At 71.0% G+C, this 14,208-nt stretch carries 20 protein-coding genes; 15 read left to right on the plus strand and 5 right to left on the minus strand.

The window, feature by feature from the left end:
- Nucleotides 1-51: 51 nt before the first annotated feature.
- Complete coding sequence (locus ACWGIU_RS11760; RefSeq protein ID WP_453704753.1) at nt 52-255, minus strand: hypothetical protein; 204 nt, start codon at nt 253-255, stop codon at nt 52-54.
- A 201-nt stretch (nt 256-456) separates the two neighbouring features.
- Between ACWGIU_RS11760 and ACWGIU_RS11765 the strand changes: the two genes are divergently transcribed.
- From ACWGIU_RS11765 to ACWGIU_RS11775, 3 genes are all read left to right on the plus strand, one after another.
- Entirely contained in the window at nt 457-732 is a 276-nt protein-coding gene (locus ACWGIU_RS11765) for an isoamylase early set domain-containing protein (protein ID WP_453704755.1), read from the plus strand.
- Nucleotides 733-855: 123 nt separating this feature from the next.
- Nucleotides 856-1,389, plus strand: a complete 534-nt coding sequence (locus tag ACWGIU_RS11770) for a DUF402 domain-containing protein (protein WP_453704757.1) — start codon at nt 856-858, stop codon at nt 1,387-1,389.
- Nucleotides 1,390-1,738: 349 nt separating this feature from the next.
- Nucleotides 1,739-3,235, plus strand: coding sequence for an IMP dehydrogenase (locus tag ACWGIU_RS11775; protein ID WP_453704759.1), 1,497 nt, complete (start codon nt 1,739-1,741; stop codon nt 3,233-3,235).
- A 353-nt stretch (nt 3,236-3,588) separates the two neighbouring features.
- Here the strand turns inward: ACWGIU_RS11775 and ACWGIU_RS11780 are convergent, their stop codons facing one another.
- Complete coding sequence (locus ACWGIU_RS11780; protein ID WP_453704761.1) at nt 3,589-3,930, minus strand: HopJ type III effector protein; 342 nt, start codon at nt 3,928-3,930, stop codon at nt 3,589-3,591.
- A gap of 279 nt (nt 3,931-4,209) precedes the next feature.
- Between ACWGIU_RS11780 and ACWGIU_RS11785 the strand changes: the two genes are divergently transcribed.
- The 4 genes from ACWGIU_RS11785 to ACWGIU_RS11800 all read left to right on the plus strand — a co-directional run bounded on the left by ACWGIU_RS11785 (nt 4,210) and on the right by ACWGIU_RS11800 (nt 6,957).
- On the plus strand, nt 4,210-5,664 hold the full coding sequence (locus tag ACWGIU_RS11785) for a ribonuclease catalytic domain-containing protein (protein ID WP_453704763.1): 1,455 nt from the start codon (nt 4,210-4,212) through the stop codon (nt 5,662-5,664).
- A 197-nt stretch (nt 5,665-5,861) separates the two neighbouring features.
- The gene (locus tag ACWGIU_RS11790; RefSeq protein WP_453704765.1) at nt 5,862-6,149 is read left to right on the plus strand and encodes a DUF6479 family protein; all 288 of its coding nucleotides are present in this window, start codon (nt 5,862-5,864) and stop codon (nt 6,147-6,149) included.
- Between the two features lie 116 nt (nt 6,150-6,265).
- Nucleotides 6,266-6,439, plus strand: coding sequence for a CsbD family protein (locus ACWGIU_RS11795; protein ID WP_453704767.1), 174 nt, complete (start codon nt 6,266-6,268; stop codon nt 6,437-6,439).
- A gap of 116 nt (nt 6,440-6,555) precedes the next feature.
- On the plus strand, nt 6,556-6,957 hold the full coding sequence (locus tag ACWGIU_RS11800) for a TraR/DksA family transcriptional regulator (RefSeq protein WP_453704769.1): 402 nt from the start codon (nt 6,556-6,558) through the stop codon (nt 6,955-6,957).
- Nucleotides 6,958-7,150: 193 nt separating this feature from the next.
- Here the strand turns inward: ACWGIU_RS11800 and ACWGIU_RS11805 are convergent, their stop codons facing one another.
- From ACWGIU_RS11805 to ACWGIU_RS11815, 3 genes are read right to left on the minus strand one after another with little or no spacing between them, the layout of a single operon-like run.
- Nucleotides 7,151-7,516, minus strand: coding sequence for a hypothetical protein (locus tag ACWGIU_RS11805; protein WP_453704771.1), 366 nt, complete (start codon nt 7,514-7,516; stop codon nt 7,151-7,153).
- Nucleotides 7,513-8,193 (minus strand): hypothetical protein, encoded by a 681-nt coding sequence (locus ACWGIU_RS11810; protein WP_453704773.1) that lies wholly within the window; start codon nt 8,191-8,193, stop codon nt 7,513-7,515. Before ACWGIU_RS11810 ends, ACWGIU_RS11805 begins: the two co-directional genes overlap by 4 nt.
- A complete protein-coding gene (locus tag ACWGIU_RS11815) occupies nt 8,184-8,828 on the minus strand; it encodes an RNA polymerase sigma factor (RefSeq protein WP_453704775.1) in 645 nt (214 codons plus the stop codon). The genes ACWGIU_RS11810 and ACWGIU_RS11815 overlap by 10 nt, the downstream gene beginning before the upstream one ends.
- Nucleotides 8,829-8,995: 167 nt before the next feature.
- On the opposite strand from ACWGIU_RS11815, the gene ACWGIU_RS11820 reads away from it, so the two are divergent.
- The 8 genes from ACWGIU_RS11820 to ACWGIU_RS11855 all read left to right on the plus strand — a co-directional run bounded on the left by ACWGIU_RS11820 (nt 8,996) and on the right by ACWGIU_RS11855 (nt 14,121).
- A complete protein-coding gene (locus ACWGIU_RS11820) occupies nt 8,996-9,475 on the plus strand; it encodes an Asp23/Gls24 family envelope stress response protein (RefSeq protein ID WP_453704777.1) in 480 nt (159 codons plus the stop codon).
- Nucleotides 9,476-9,538: 63 nt separating this feature from the next.
- Nucleotides 9,539-9,718 (plus strand): DUF2273 domain-containing protein, encoded by a 180-nt coding sequence (locus ACWGIU_RS11825; RefSeq protein WP_453704779.1) that lies wholly within the window; start codon nt 9,539-9,541, stop codon nt 9,716-9,718.
- Nucleotides 9,715-10,119, plus strand: a complete 405-nt coding sequence (locus ACWGIU_RS11830; protein WP_453704781.1) for an Asp23/Gls24 family envelope stress response protein — start codon at nt 9,715-9,717, stop codon at nt 10,117-10,119. The genes ACWGIU_RS11825 and ACWGIU_RS11830 overlap by 4 nt, the downstream gene beginning before the upstream one ends.
- Before the next feature lie 35 nt (nt 10,120-10,154).
- A complete protein-coding gene (locus ACWGIU_RS11835; RefSeq protein ID WP_453704783.1) occupies nt 10,155-10,805 on the plus strand; it encodes a DUF6286 domain-containing protein in 651 nt (216 codons plus the stop codon).
- Nucleotides 10,806-10,853: 48 nt separating this feature from the next.
- Nucleotides 10,854-11,459, plus strand: coding sequence for an alkaline shock response membrane anchor protein AmaP (locus ACWGIU_RS11840; protein ID WP_453704785.1), 606 nt, complete (start codon nt 10,854-10,856; stop codon nt 11,457-11,459).
- A 520-nt stretch (nt 11,460-11,979) separates the two neighbouring features.
- A complete protein-coding gene (locus ACWGIU_RS11845) occupies nt 11,980-12,201 on the plus strand; it encodes a hypothetical protein (RefSeq protein ID WP_453704787.1) in 222 nt (73 codons plus the stop codon).
- Complete coding sequence (locus tag ACWGIU_RS11850; RefSeq protein ID WP_453704789.1) at nt 12,198-13,169, plus strand: XRE family transcriptional regulator; 972 nt, start codon at nt 12,198-12,200, stop codon at nt 13,167-13,169. The genes ACWGIU_RS11845 and ACWGIU_RS11850 overlap by 4 nt, the downstream gene beginning before the upstream one ends.
- A 7-nt stretch (nt 13,170-13,176) precedes the next feature.
- Nucleotides 13,177-14,121: a DUF6207 family protein gene (locus ACWGIU_RS11855; protein WP_453704791.1), complete on the plus strand. Its 945-nt coding sequence runs from the start codon at nt 13,177-13,179 to the stop codon at nt 14,119-14,121.
- Nucleotides 14,122-14,208: the final 87 nt, after the last annotated feature.

The raw sequence follows: 14,208 nt of genomic DNA on the forward strand, positions 1-14,208 counted from the left end.
GACTACGGCCCCGGCCGGGTCCTGCGTGCGTGGGGTGACGAATTCGGCGGGTCAGAGTTCGTCGTCGCGCATCTCGTCCTCGCGGCGTTCACGGCTCATCTCGTCTTCGCCGCGCCGCTTGAGCTCTTCCGGGCTCTTGCCCCGGGCGCCCTCCTGGCCGGGATCGAGGTGGACGGGGTCCTGGCCCGGGCGGCGCAGGTGCCCCGGCTCGCTGCCCTTGCCCGGCTCCTGGTGCTTGTCCTGCTTACCGCCCATGACGGCGACTCCTCTGTGACACGGGGTACGGATTCCTCCACCACGCTGACACGGAACGTTACGCCCCGCACCATTTGTGTCACTTGTGTGGTGGGCGGGTGATGTCTGGGCGCACGGGCGCCGGGTCGCCGTGCGGTCGGCAGGTCCGCCCCCGACGATGGGCGGCGTATCCATCCGCTACCCCCGTCAGGAGCCCGCCTCATGCTGGAGCGCACGCTGAAGAAGGACCGTACCGAGGTCACCTTCGTCCTCCCCGCGGACATCCCGCCGGGGCCGGTCAGCGTGGTGGGTGACTTCAACGACTGGCAGCCCGGCGTCCACACCCTCACGGCCCGCAAGGACGGCAAGCGCGCGGTCACGGTGGCGCTGCCCATGAAGAGCGCCCACTCCTTCCGCTACCTGGCCGCCGGGGACTACTGGTTCAACGACGAAACGGCCGAGGACCAGGACGGCCCCAACAGCCGCCTGCACACCTGACCCTCGCGCCGACCACGACCCCGCCGGCCGCAACCCGGCCGGGTCACCTTCCCGTCCGGTCGGGCGCCGGGCAGCCGGCGCGCGCGGGCAGCGTGGCCGACGCCGTCGGGTTAGCGTCTTGGCATGGTCAAAGAGGGCACTTCCGTGCTGGTCGACGTCCGCAAGTACGACGGCAGCCTGAGCGCGCGGTGGACCGCCGTCCGGCTGGGCGAGGACGAGTACGGCGTGTGGCTGGGCACGGCGCAGGGTGTTCCCGTCAGTTCTTCCAAGGGCGAGGAGCCGAGCCGGTTCGCGCACGTGATGCTGGTCCCGCGCGGTGAGTGGTGGACGGCCACGTTCTGTGCGGACCCGGGTCCCGAGGTGTACTGCGACGTGTGCACGGTCCCCGATTGGAACGCGGACGAGACCGTCCTGCGCATGGTGGACCTCGATCTCGATGTCGTGCGACCGCGGGGCGGCGAAGCCCATGTCGAGGACGAGGACCAGTTCGCCGAACGCCGGGTCCGCTACGGCTACCCCGACAGCGTCGTCGATGCCGCCCGGCAGACCTGCGAGTGGCTGATGGAGAAAGTCCGTCGCGAAGACGAGGGTGATGGCGTCGAACCCTTCGCCTCGGCGTACCGCTCCTGGCTCGGCCGGGTTGTTCCCAGGCGATGACGACGGTCCGTCGGCCCGGGGTGCCGACCGGGCCGGGGCCGCCCCCTGACCGCCGTGGCTGCCGGCACAACTCCCCAGCGGCATACCGGACTACTCGGCCGCGCGTCTCGTCGAGCACCCCGAGGAGAACCATCAAGGCCCCGCCCCGGTGGCCCATTTCGCGCAGCGGCGGGGCAGTCGATAAGGTGCCAGGTCACGACCGCCTCCGGTTCCGACCGCGGGCAGGTCAGGGCTCTGCCGCAGCTCGTGGCACCTCCGCAGCTGCCATGCCGGCACCTGCCTGCCCGGGACACGGGGCGGCCTTCACGGCCGGGCACTCGGGTTCCGGCCGACGGGTCAGGAGGAACGAGTGGCACAGGTCATCGCCGAGGTCTCAAGGACGTTCAACGAGTTTCTGCTCTTGCCCAACCGGACCCGGACCGACTGCTCGCCCGCGACGGTCAACCTGCGCACACCCCTGGTGCGGCACGTCGTCGGAGAGCCCTCGGCGATCGAACTCGGCTCCCCGTTCACCTCCGCGATCATGCAGGCTGTCAGTACACCGGAACTCGCCATCGCACTCGCGCGCAACGGCGGTCTGAGCTTCCTGCACCACAACCAGTCGATCCAGGACCAGGCCGCAGCCGTCCGCCAGGTGAAGAACTTCAAGGCCGGATTCGTCACCAGCGACACCAACGTCCGCCCCGACGACAGCCTGAGCCACCTGGTCGCCGTCATGCGGCGCACCGGTCACAGCACCGCCGCGGTCACCCACGACGGCAGCGCCACCGGCCGCCTGCTCGGCCTGGTGACCTCCCGCGACTTCCACCCCCAGCGCCACGACCTCGACGGACCGGTGAGCGGCCGGATGACCGCCATCGCCGACCTTCCCCACGCCGCGGCCGACACCACGCTCTCCGAAGCCAACGCCCGGATGTGGGACCAGCGGCTCGACTGCCTCCCCGTGCTCGACACCGAGGGCCACCTGCAGTACCTGGTCTTCCGGTCCGACTACACGGACAACAAGCGCTTCCCGAACCAGGCCGTGGACGCCGCGAAGCGCCTGCGGGTGGGCGCGGGCATCAACACCCACGACTACCAAGAGCGCGTTCCCGCCCTGCTGGAGGCGGGCGCCGACGCCCTGTGCTTCGACTCCTCCGACGGCTACAGCGACTGGCAGGCCCAAGCCCTGACCTGGGTGAAGAAGCACTACCCGGAGATCCCCACCGGCGGCGGCAACGTGGTCGACGGCGAGGCGTTCACCTTCCTCGCCGAGGCCGGTGCGGACTTCGTCAAGGTCGGCGTGGGCGGCGGCTCCATCTGCATCACCCGCGATCAGAAGGGCATCGGCCGCGGCCAGGCCAGCGCGGTCATGGACGTCACCGCCGCCAGGGACGCCTTCCGCGATCGCACCGGCGAGTACGTGCCCATCTGCTCCGACGGCGGGCTGGTGCACGACTACCACGTGGCCCTGGCACTGGCGATGGGCGCCGACTTCGTCATGATGGGACGCTACTTCGCCCGCTTCGACCAGGCGGCCGGCGCGAAGCTCCCCACCCGGGACGGCTTTGTGAAGGAGTACTGGGGCGAGGGCTCGAACCGTGCCCGCAACTGGCAGCGCTACGGACAAGGAGGCCAGGGCCTCATCTTCGAAGAAGGCGTCGACGGCTACGTCCCCTACGCCGGCGACCTCGACGAAGGGCTCGCCGTGACCATCGCCAAGCTCAAGACCACCATGGTGTCCTGCGGCTCCACCACTCTTCCGGAGTTCCGGTCCACGGCCCGGCTCACCCTGGTCTCCGACCAGAGCTTCCAGGAGAGCCACGCCAACGTCACCCTGCGCGAGACCCCGATGACCATCGCCTGAGAGGCCGCCAAGAGCCACGGCCCCTTCGAGCGGGCCGCAGCAAGTCGGTAGCCAAAGCTGGATCGCCCCTCGCTGAGACACATCAGCCAGGGGCGAATCGGTTCACCGCCCCCTGCAGGCCGCACTTCCCCAACGAGCTCTCGCACAGCGGCAATCGCACGCGGACGCCGCGTGCGAAGGGAGGGAGCCGGCTTCCACTCCGTTGACGACCCGACGATTTCCGACCGGGCCACGTTGCGGGTGCAGATCGAACAACGCGCCGGGGCACCGACCCCGTGGGGGCCCAGCGCGACCTTCCCGGCCTGGAGGCGCGGCCGGAGAACAGCACGTCCGGTGCCCGCCCGGTTCGCTGGTCAGCTCTTGCGGACCAACGGCTGCCCGGCGAAGCTCACCCCTGCGAGGCCTTGGGCCATGAGGGTGCGGATGTTGCCGTGATCAGTGCCGGTCGGCGTCGCCAGCACGCTGCGATAGTGCTCGCCGAATGCCAGCAGCGCCTCCTGGTCGCTCAGTCCTTCCAGCAGGGCCAGCCCCAGCGTCTTGCAGGAGCCTTCGTTCTCCCCGGCAGCATTTTCCCGTTCCCCGTTGCGGAACGCCTGCGGCTGATACGCGTAGTGCGCGGCGACGAAGGCCAGGGTGTCGGCGAACTGGTGCTCACCTGACACCAGGCTTGCCCGCAGCGAGTTCAGATCCGTCATGTCGGTTCCCTCGGGTCGGACAGACGATCCCATTGCCGTCCGTGACCGGGGGACGATATCCCCTTGAGGCCGGCCGGTAGGAATCGGGCCACATGCCGGAACGAACGGCATCTGCGCAGGTCACGATGTGCGACTGGGTGCCATACCGCCCTCCCGGCGGCCTCACCGGCCGGCGAGGCCCCTGCCCGCGCGCCCACCCCCCCCGGGGCCGTACGGGCCGCTCCGCCACCCGGACCCGCGCGCCGCGCCGGTCCGTGACCGTCGCCCTACGCTCGGGGCATGCGACGCCGCCCGATGCACATGTCCGACGAGGCCCTGGACACCCTGCGCTCCGCGCTGGTGGAGCTCCGTGCGGAGCTGAAGATCCCTCTGGCCTTCCCCAAGCGCGTACTCAAAGCGGCCGACAAGGCAGCGGCCCAGACACATCCGCACCACAAGGACGCCACCCACCTGCCGTTCTTCACGATCGACCCGCCGACCTCCAAGGACCTCGACCAGGCCATGCACCTGGAGCGGCGGCCCGGCGGCGGCTTCCGCGTGTACTACGCCATCGCCGACGTGGCCGAGTTCGTCAAGCCCGGCAGCCCCCTGGACGCCGAGGCGCGTGACCGGATCGAGACCCTCTACTTCCCCGACCTCAAGGTGTCCCTCCACCCGCCCGTGCTCTCCGAGGACGCGGCCAGCCTGCTGCCGTACAAGGACCGCCCGGCCCTGCTGTGGCAGCACGACCTCGACGCCGAGGGCAACGTGACCGCATCGTCCGTGAGCCGGGCCATGGTCCGCAGCCGGGCCAAACTCAGCTACCAGGGCGTCCAGCAGGACATCGAGGACGGCACGGCCGAGGAGTCCGTCGCACTGCTGCGCGAGATCGGCAAGCTGCGGGAGACCGTCGAGATCACGCGCGGGGGCATCTCGGTGAACCTGCCGGACCAGGAGGTCACCCTCGAAGACGGATCGTTCCGGCTGAGCTACGTGGCGATGCTGCCGGTGGAGGGCTGGAACGAGCAGATCTCCCTCATGACCGGAATGGCCGCGGCCAAGATCATGATCGACAGCGGTACGGGGATCCTGCGGACCCAGAAGGAGCAGGCCGACCAGCACGTGGTCAGGCGCCTGCACGAGATCGCGAAGTGCCTGGGCATCGACTGGGGCACCGGTGTCTCGTACGCCGCGCTGGTCCGCACGCTCGATCCGGGCAATCAGAAGCACATGGCCTTCCTCACCGAGGCCACCACCACGATGCTCAAGGCGGAGTACACCGTCTTCCGCGACCACCAGACGCCGCAGCACACGATGCACGCGACGATCGCGGCCCCGTACGCCCACTGCACGGCTCCGCTGCGCCGCCTGGTCGACCGGTACACCGGTGAGCTGTGCGTGGCGGCGTGCGCGGACAAACCCCCGCCGAAGTGGGTGCTCGACGCCCTGCACTGCCTGCCGTGCGACATGGCACGGGGGAAGGCAGGTGTCGCGGACCGGCAGACCGTGGACCTGGCCGAAGCCGCGGTGCTCATGCACCGCGTGGGCGAGGTGTTCGACGCAGCGGTCATCGACACCGACGCGGAGCGCAACGATCCTTTCAAGGGCAAGGTGTACCTGGCCGACCCCGCGGTGCTGGCCAAGGTCGCCTCGACCGACGGCCAGAGCCTCCGGCTCGGAGCGAGCGTCAGGGCCACACTCAAGCAGGCGGACCCCTCATCGGAAGACGACAAGGTCCTCTTCACCGTGCCCTGAAGGTGTTGCCAACCGCTCAGGACGGGCCCGGTCCGGCCGCACCGCACCGCTCGGCACGACCGACGACGGCCGCCGCCGGGGCGGACCCGGCAGCGAGACCGGTTGACCAGGCCACGGGCGGTGCAGTGCCGCTGCCGTCGACCTGGGCGCCTGGCGGCCGACCGGCATGACGAGGGTCCGCTGGGTATACGCCTTGCATGAACAACGCGATGATGTGGGTATTTTTGCTGGTCGGAGTGGCCGTCGTGGTGTTTCTGCTGATCGCGTTCGCCCGTGGGCGGCGTATCCAGGCCCGCGACAGCGGGCCTCTCCACACGGAACGGCCGTCCCGCCCCGCCGGCCCGGAGGCCCCCCGGCAGGAAGGGACGGCCGGCAGAGAGGCCGACCCCATGCCGGACCCCGGCTCGGGGGAACGCCTGAAACCCCACCAGCTCAAGGGATACGGAAACTTCGGTACCCGGCCCGCCTCCGACGACGACCGCTGAACGGCCTTCACGGATCGCCGACACCCGGGCAGCCGCACGGTGGGGGTTTGCGGCCGGCGATCGGGAGCAGGAGAGCCGTCACGACCAATCCGGTGCAGCAACGAGGAGGTCCCCGAATGTCGGGCACGGAGAAGAGCAAGGCCCACGCCGAGCAGGCCAAGGGCAAGGTCAAGGAGACCGTCGGGCGGGCCGTCGGCAACGAGCGGATGACCGCCGAGGGTGAAGCCGACCAGGCCAAGGGCAAGGCCCGCCACGCCAAGGAAGACGTCAAGGACGCCTTCCGCCACTGACCGGTACCACCTCGGCCGGGCCCCGACCTCCTCCCCCTGGGTCGGGGCCCCGCCGCGTCTTCCGCGTCGTCGATGCCCCGGGAAGACGACGACCTGGTGAAAGCGCTGTCCTGAACATGACCGACGCAGATCGCGACCAGGACGACCCGTCCGCGTTCGCGACCGCCCGCGCACGCCTCGCGGCCGACCGCGCCGACACCCTCGCGCGAGCGGCCGCGCTGAGCCGCGACTTCGACGGGATCGTCGCGGCGAACGCCCTGGTCGCGGTCGACGACGAGCACGACCCCGAGGGAGGCAGCACCGCCTTCGAGCGGGCCCACGTGGCCACCCTGCTGGCGCGGGCACGCGAACACCTGGAAGACCTGGACCGGGCGATGGAACGACTCGAACAGGGACAGTACGGACAGTGCGAAGGCTGCGGCGGGACGATTGCGCCCGAACGCCTGGAGATCCGTCCGGCCACGACCACCTGTGTCCGCTGTGCGTCCGGTCCGCGGCGCCAGCCGCGTCACGCCTGACGCCGACCGGTGTCCGGCGCACCGGCGAAGTGCGCCGGGCTCGACAGCAGCAGCGCCCCGGCCGCCTGTCCGGGGACGTACTCCCGGCGAACCAGAGCGCCGGTTTCGAAGCCGCAGTACGTGCAGACGGGCAGGGGACGACGCCCGGTCGTCGACCCGCATCGCATGTCGGCACGGGCTATACGGTGCTGGGCTATACGGTGCGGGTGACGGTGACCACGACGGTGACGGGCGCCGCCGTGCCGTGCTGTGCCAGGTAGGCGGTGACGGCCGTCCGCACGGCTTCGCGGACCCCTCGGGCAACGTCGACGACCCGGTGGTCCGCGTCCAGGACGCAGCGCACCTCCAGGTGCCAGACGCCGGCTGGGGTGAGCTCGCAGCGGACGCCCGCGGCCGCCTCGTGGTCCCCGGTGGTACCAGCAGCCACGGCTTCGTACACGCGGTGGGCTGCGAGTGCCAGCCGGTCGGCGAGCGCGGGCTGGAGCGCGACCACACCGGGAACGTCGAGGGCGGCCCGGGCCGCCGCCCGGTGGATGTCCGCGCGGTCCGAGCCGGTCATCGTTCGCCCGGTCCGGACCGCATGTCACCCGGCGCCCCGGAGAGTTCCAGCACGGCGTTGACCTCCACGTCGACGGTGGTGACGGCGAGGCCCAGGACGTGCTCAGCCGCGTGGAGGACAGCTCGGCGTACTGCCTCGGCTCGCCCTCGCAGCGGCTGGTCGAGCGTGGCGGCCACCGTGATCATGACGACATGGACGACGCGGCTGTCCGTCGCCGCGGCCATGCGGCAGCTGGCGGCACGGACGCCGGGGACGGTGTCGGCGGCCCGGCGCAGCACCTTCGCGGCCGCGCTCTCGGCGATGCGCAGGTCGTGATCCGGGTCGTCGAGCAGCAGCATGGCGCCAAGTCGTACCTCCCTGCGCACCGCATCGATGACCCGGATGGCGAGGCTGTGGCCATCGGGTTGTTCCTCGGCGCGCAGAGCCCGGGTCGCCCGGTCCAGGGAGGTCAGCCCTTCGATGGCCTCGCGGCAGTGAGGACAGCGGCTGCTGTGCGAGTCCGAGGCGCCGGCCGTGTCGCGGGCCTGCTGCCACGCACGGCCCAGAGGGCGTCCGCAGGGCAGGAGCTCCGCACCCGCCAGCAGTTCCGCGTCGGAACGCAGCGACGATTCGGACCGTGCGGCGCTCACGCCTGCGGGCTCGTCGCCGGAGGCCGGGTGCGGGTCGTCTAGCGCCATGGGCGCATCGCCTCCATCAGAGCACGTCGTGCGCGAAAGAGTCTGCCGCGCACCGTTTGTTCACTGCTGCCCACCACATGGGCGATCTCTTCGTAGTGCAGGCCGTGCAATTCCCGCAGCACCCAGCACACCCGGAGCTCGGGGCCCAGTTCCAGGAGCGCCCGTGTCAGGGCGGCCGTCGCTGCGTCCGTCTCGGCCACTCGGGGTGGTGAGCTGTTCGCATCCGCGGCAGTGGGTTCGGGGACGGTGTCCAGGGGCAACGGACGGGGACGGCGGCGCAACGCGTTGAGGCAGCAATTCGTCACGATGCGATACATCCAGGTGCTGAACGAGGCGCTGTGCCGGAATTCCGGCAGCCGCCGCCAAGCGCTGATGAAGGCGTCCTGGACCGCGTCCTCCGCGTCCGCCCGGTTGCCGAGCAGATGCTGGGCGAGGGCGAGCAGGCGGCTGCTGTGCCGGCGGACCAGGACGGCGAAGGCGTCTTCGTCCCCTTCCGAGGCTCGTATCGCCAGCACGCCGTCGTCCAGTACGCCGACAGCGTCCCGCTCTGCGGTGACGCCGGCGATCGGCACCGCCGCCGTTCGCAGGGAGAGGTCTGCGCCGCGCTGGGGGGAGGGGCCGGTCCGGTTGCGCATCCGCGCTCGCTTCCTGCCAAGACGCTCGTTGCGGCCTGCCTGTCTACTCCTCTCCTCGATGGTAGGCCGGTCCGCTGCGCGAGCCCGCGTGAGGAATGTCCACGCGAGGTGTCCTAAGCATGAGGGCGCCGCACCGGCGCCCGGATATCCATCCTGGGGAGGTCCTCATGTCGGACACCATCAACCCCACCTCAGGCGGGGATGAGTCACGCCCTGCGGGCAAGACCCTCACCGGCCCCACCGGCGCCGGAACCGCCCCCGGGACGCGGGGCCGGACGACCATCGCCGACAGCGTGGTCGAGAAGATCGCAGGAATGGCCACCCGCGAGGTGCCGGGCATCCACAGCCTCGGCTCCGGCATGGCCCGCACGCTCGGGGCGGTCACCGACAAGGTCCCCGGCGGCCGTCCCAGCGTGAGCCGCGGCGTGAAGGTCGAGGTGGGCGAACGGCAGGCCGCCGTCGATCTCGACGTGGTCGTGGAGTACGGCGTAGCCATCGTGGACATCGCCGCCGAGGTACGCACCAGCGTCATCACCGCTGTCGAACGCATGACCGGCCTTGAGGTCGTCGAGGTGAACATCGCCGTCGACGACGTCCACCTGCCCGACGAGGAGGACGAGGACGAAGGCGAGGGACGTGTGCAGTGACCCCTCGCGGCCCCCGGACCCGGCGGGCCGCGAAACGACCGACGTGAAATTCAGGTGAGTGAAATGAGCGCAGCAACCGTGGGGCTGATTGCCGGCATGGCCCTGGGCTTCGCCGCATTCTTCGGCGGCTTCTGGGCATTCCTGCTCGTGGCGTTCCTGGGCCTGGTGGGTCTGATCATCGGCCGCATGTTGCAGGGTGACCTGGACCTGTCCGACTTCACGCGTTCCCGGAACCGGCAGTGACCTCGCAACCCGCGGCTGCGCCGCACAGGGGTGCGGCAGCCCCCACCCCGCCGGTGCCACCGGCGGCCGAACGCGGGGCCACGGTGATCCCGGACAAGGTGGTCGCCCGCATCGCGGCCCGCGCCGCAAAGGAGGCACTGGCCACGCACACGGACACCTCGGCCGCTCACGCGAAACTGTCCGGTCCGCGCGCCTCGGTCGCCGTCGCCGGCGGCGCGGCACGGCTGGGGCTGACTCTGGACCTGCCCTACCCGGTGGACCTCGCGGGCCTCTCCCACCGGCTGCGGCAGGACGTCGGCGAGCGGGTGGCCCAGCTGACCGGGATGCGCGTCACGGAAGTCACCCTCGCCATCGAGCACCTGATCCCCGCCGACGGCCTGGAAGACCGCCGCGTGCAGTGAACCGGACCGCATTCCCCCCGGGAAGGAGAGCCGGCATGGAACGCGAGCAAGACCCCCCGGCCGAGAAAGAACAGCCCACCGCGACGGACGAGGCCACCTCCCACACCGTGGGGCTGCCGGACGGGCAGCCTCCGGCCCGACCGCGATCGGCTCCCCGGCGCCCGTGGTCGGCGCGCCGCATACCCGCCGCGCTCACTGCCCTGATCATCGCGGTCGCGGCCGGCACCCTCCTGTTCGACGTCGTCAGGGTCCGCGCCGACCAGCCCGCCGCAGGATGGCGCAAGCGCCTGGCCGACGAACTGGCCACCCGCCCGCTGGATGACCCCGCCGTGCAGGCCGGCGCCGCCGTCATCGCCGTTCTCGGCCTCTGGCTGATCATCCTCGCCCTGAGCCCAGGACTGCGCCGCCGGCTGCCTCTCAAGACTCCCGACGCGCAGATGCACGCCGTACTGGACCGCGAGGCCGCGGAACTGAAGCTGCGGGACGCAGCGATGCGCGTCCCCGGGGTCGGTGCCGCCAAGGTCCGGTTCTCCCGGCACCGGGTCAAGGCGCGCGCGGATGTGCGATTCCGTGCCCCTGCCGAGGTCAAGGCCGATCTCACGGCTGCTCTGCGGGAGGCCCTCGACCGGCTCGCCCTCGCACGTCCTCCCTCGCTCGACGTCCGGGCACGCCCACGTCGCAAGTAGCCACGCCTGGGGCTGCCCGCCGTCGAGCAGGAGGCAGAAGAGGATCCGATGAAAAGAAAATCCGCAATCAATCGAACCCTGCTGGCCCTGGCAGGCATCGTCCTGCTCGGCACAGGTCTCCTGATCCTGGCGGGCGGCTTCGACCTGTACCGGCGCTGGTCACTGGCACCGCCCGACGGCTGGCCCCTGACCACCCCCCACGACGTCCTGCTCGCCGAAGCCGACCGCACCCGCTGGACAGACGAAGGATGGTGGTGGCCCGCGGCCATCGCCGTCCTGGCCGTCATCACCCTGCTCGCCGTGTGGTGGCTGCTGGCGCAGCTGCGCCGCACTCACCCCGGCGCCCTGTCCGTGGGCGGCGGAACCCACGCCGTGGACGGAGTGGAACTGCGCGAGGGCGCCCTCGGTGACGCTCTGGCCGCCGACGCCCGGCACCTGCCCGGTGTTCACCAGGTCCGCGCACGGATGGACGGCTCGTCGAGCCGTCCCGAAGCCCATCTCGCCGTCACCCTCACGCCCGACGCCGAACCCGCCCCCGTCCTGCGGGCGCTGAGCGACGGACCGCTGGAACGCGCCCGCCGGTCCACAGGCCGCGCTCTTCCCGCAACGGCGCACCTGCGCCTGACCCCGCACAAGCCCCACCGTGCCGAATAGGGCCGGCTGCCGGCTCGCCCTCCCGGCGCGCAGAGGCCGCGTCCGGACAAACTCCGCTCGCCCCCTTCCCGCTGCACCCCGGGGAGCGGTGGGGCCGGAAACCTGCTGGGGCCGGTGTCGGCTCCCGCCCAGCAGGGCCGGCTGGGCGGGAGCGGCAGGGTTCCCCTCTGGTCGTTCTTCAGCACGAGGGGACCGTGCGCCTTCCAGACGGGAAGGATCGACGCCTTGCGGGGCGCCGGTCCCATGGTGCGCCGTGCGCGAGACGGCGTGAGGGAGCGATCGCTTTTGCCGACAATGAGGCCTCTTGTTTCCTGTCCTGCTCGCCACAAGGTCGTGATCTGCAGCATTGGCGGGAGGCGGTGTGGGGGCCGGTGAAGGCATTGTTCCGCAACCTCATGATCACGTTGAGTGTCGGGGTGGGACGCAGCATGCTGTCGCTCACCTTTCCGCGGCGCTTCAGCACCGTCGCGCAAATGCCTTCCAGACACTGCGAGTTCAGGGGAATGGTGCGATGCCCAGGATGAAGGGATGGATCGTGGCCGTGCTGGCGACGGTCCTCGCGTGGAGCACGGTGATGACCGTCCTGGGGCAGCTCACGGCGGTGGTCGTGCTGTTGCCCTCGCTCGGACTGCTCGCGCAGCAGCTCGCCGCCGGCGCGGGCGGCAGCCCTCGGACACGACGAGCCCAGGGTGTGGAGGGTGCGCCGGAGCAGGCCGGCGGCCCCGAGGAGCCGCTGCGATGACGCCGCTGGACGTGCCTCAGCAGCCGGAGGACGATCCGCCCAGCCTTTCCGGCGCCGAAACGGAGAAGGTGGTCCTGCCGGCGCCGGTCCCCACGCAGCCCCGGCCGCCAAGGCCGGGCCGGCGCGGCCGCAAGCAGCAGCCCGTCTCCAAGGAGGCCGGCCCCTGCCACCGGGCCTGGCTCGGGCCCTTACGCGACGGGGTCAGCGCCGCGGGCTACACCCTCGACGAGCTGGCCAGCCGCACCGGCTACTCCAAGACCCGCATATCCACCCTCCTGCGCGGCGTGGAGAGTTACCCCACCTGGAGGATCACCTACAGCGTGGTCCACGTGCTCGGCCTGCCCGCTTGGCCGCTGCGGCGGCTGTGGGCCGCCGGGGCGCGCGAAGCGGACAAGAAGCAGACGTGGATCGACAGGCACATAGGCGAGGTCCCCTACCTGCAGCCCGAGAAGCAACCGGTCGCTTACCAGGCTTTGAAAAACTCCATGCTCACGCCGTACACCCAGTACGCCGTGACGTTCGTACTGCAGAACCCGCGCGCCCGGTGGATTGTCTCCGAAACCCTCGACCTCCTCTGGTTCCGCTGGGACGACGCCGTCCGCAGCCCCGACGTACGCCGCTACGCCTGGCTCCTCCTGCGTGACCGCGTCCTGCGCCGCGCTCCCCGTCACGACGACGACGGTCGCCCCGACCTGCGCGCAGCCGCCTTCCACACCGTCGCGCAGAGCGTCATCGAGGATCCCGCGGCGCGCCTCGCAGAGATCAACGAACTCGCCGACTTCTTCGACCTCCTCGGTCATCTGCCGCCGGACCAGCTCGACGTCAGCGTCCTGCGCTACCTGTGCGGTCTTCCCGCAGAGGCCCTTCCCACGGTTCTCGGCATCTCCCCGGCCCGCGTCCACACCCTTGACCACCACGCGCGAGGTGCTCTGAAGCACCTCGCCTCCGCCACGACGACCCGGGAGTGATCACCCCGTGACCTCGATCGACGACCTTCTCTCCCGCTCCCTGCTGTTGAAGGACCCGCAGATCCCGCCGGACGTCGTTGCCTACGACGACGCCGACCCGGCCTGCTCCGGACAGCAACCAGGACCGGACGGCCTGCCCGGCCCGGACGCGGTCGACGACCCCGCAGCCTCGCACCTGCGGTCCCTGTGCCAGGTAGCCGTCACCCGATCCACCGCCGAGCAGATCACCGACTTCATCACCGAGCAGCTTCCCGCCCCCCACGGCGCCTGGATCCTCGGCTGCCTCCTGTACCTCGCCGACGCCGACGACGGCGCCCGTTTCTGGTGGCAGTACGCCGCCGGCGCCGGAGTCGCCGCAGCCTCCTACTGCCTGTACCTCCAGCACCGCGCCGGCGGCGACCGCCAGGCAGCCGCCTTCTGGCACAGCCAGGCCGACGCGGACCGCGCCGGCATCGGCACCTGCCTGCGCATCCTCGACCGCCTCGCTGCCGGCAGGCAGCCGCCCCCATCCGAAACCGCCCGTCATGCCATGTCCTACATCGCGCAAGCGGTCAGCGACGGCTACACCCGGCACCCGGAATACGAAATCCCCCTGCCAGGGCCCTATTTCGCAGAAATGATCCAGATCCTTCTCAAGGTGGAGACACCCGGCTCGCGCGCCGGGCAGACTGCCGCGGAGCTGGCCGCGAGCCTGCCGGCCCGCCCGGCCTCTGACGGCAGCTCGACTGCCGACCCCGGCCGCCAGGGCTGGCCACGCGTGCACGACGATGAACAGCCCGACCGTGTCCTGGTGGAGCTCGCGGCCATCGACGCGGAAGCCGCCAGGGCCTTCCCGGAAGCGGTCGCCGCCTGCTGGCACAGCGTCACCGCCGGCCGGGCCACGACAGGGAAGTCCGAAGAGCAGCCCGACGGGAAGTGGTTCTACTATCTCGACCGGGCTCCCGCCGCCTAGTGCTGTGACCGGAAAGGTTCACCGGGTCACGACGCCCGGCACGGCACCTCGCCGCGTTGTCGGACCGCGCGAGTACGTCCAGTACGA

It is taken from the genome of Streptomyces sp. NPDC054840 (assembly GCF_053611065.1).

Excerpts from the sequence above, each read along its gene's own strand:
- ACWGIU_RS11760 (WP_453704753.1), bottom strand. The coding sequence starts at position 255 with ATGGGCGGTAAGCAGGACAAGCACCAGGAGCCGGGCAAGGGCAGCGAG.
- ACWGIU_RS11795 (WP_453704767.1), top strand. The coding sequence starts at position 6,266 with ATGTCGGGCACGGAGAAGAGCAAGGCCCACGCCGAGCAGGCCAAGGGC.
- ACWGIU_RS11845 (WP_453704787.1), top strand. The coding sequence starts at position 11,980 with ATGAAGGGATGGATCGTGGCCGTGCTGGCGACGGTCCTCGCGTGGAGC.
- ACWGIU_RS11810 (WP_453704773.1), bottom strand. The coding sequence starts at position 8,193 with ATGGCGCTAGACGACCCGCACCCGGCCTCCGGCGACGAGCCCGCAGGC.
- ACWGIU_RS11825 (WP_453704779.1), top strand. The coding sequence starts at position 9,539 with ATGAGCGCAGCAACCGTGGGGCTGATTGCCGGCATGGCCCTGGGCTTC.
- ACWGIU_RS11780 (WP_453704761.1), bottom strand. The coding sequence starts at position 3,930 with ATGACGGATCTGAACTCGCTGCGGGCAAGCCTGGTGTCAGGTGAGCAC.
- ACWGIU_RS11765 (WP_453704755.1), top strand. The coding sequence starts at position 457 with ATGCTGGAGCGCACGCTGAAGAAGGACCGTACCGAGGTCACCTTCGTC.
- ACWGIU_RS11785 (WP_453704763.1), top strand. The coding sequence starts at position 4,210 with ATGCGACGCCGCCCGATGCACATGTCCGACGAGGCCCTGGACACCCTG.
- ACWGIU_RS11815 (WP_453704775.1), bottom strand. The coding sequence starts at position 8,828 with ATGCGCAACCGGACCGGCCCCTCCCCCCAGCGCGGCGCAGACCTCTCC.
- ACWGIU_RS11805 (WP_453704771.1), bottom strand. The coding sequence starts at position 7,516 with ATGACCGGCTCGGACCGCGCGGACATCCACCGGGCGGCGGCCCGGGCC.
- ACWGIU_RS11820 (WP_453704777.1), top strand. The coding sequence starts at position 8,996 with ATGTCGGACACCATCAACCCCACCTCAGGCGGGGATGAGTCACGCCCT.
- ACWGIU_RS11770 (WP_453704757.1), top strand. The coding sequence starts at position 856 with ATGGTCAAAGAGGGCACTTCCGTGCTGGTCGACGTCCGCAAGTACGAC.
- ACWGIU_RS11835 (WP_453704783.1), top strand. The coding sequence starts at position 10,155 with ATGGAACGCGAGCAAGACCCCCCGGCCGAGAAAGAACAGCCCACCGCG.
- ACWGIU_RS11840 (WP_453704785.1), top strand. The coding sequence starts at position 10,854 with ATGAAAAGAAAATCCGCAATCAATCGAACCCTGCTGGCCCTGGCAGGC.
- ACWGIU_RS11800 (WP_453704769.1), top strand. The coding sequence starts at position 6,556 with ATGACCGACGCAGATCGCGACCAGGACGACCCGTCCGCGTTCGCGACC.
- ACWGIU_RS11850 (WP_453704789.1), top strand. The coding sequence starts at position 12,198 with ATGACGCCGCTGGACGTGCCTCAGCAGCCGGAGGACGATCCGCCCAGC.
- ACWGIU_RS11790 (WP_453704765.1), top strand. The coding sequence starts at position 5,862 with ATGAACAACGCGATGATGTGGGTATTTTTGCTGGTCGGAGTGGCCGTC.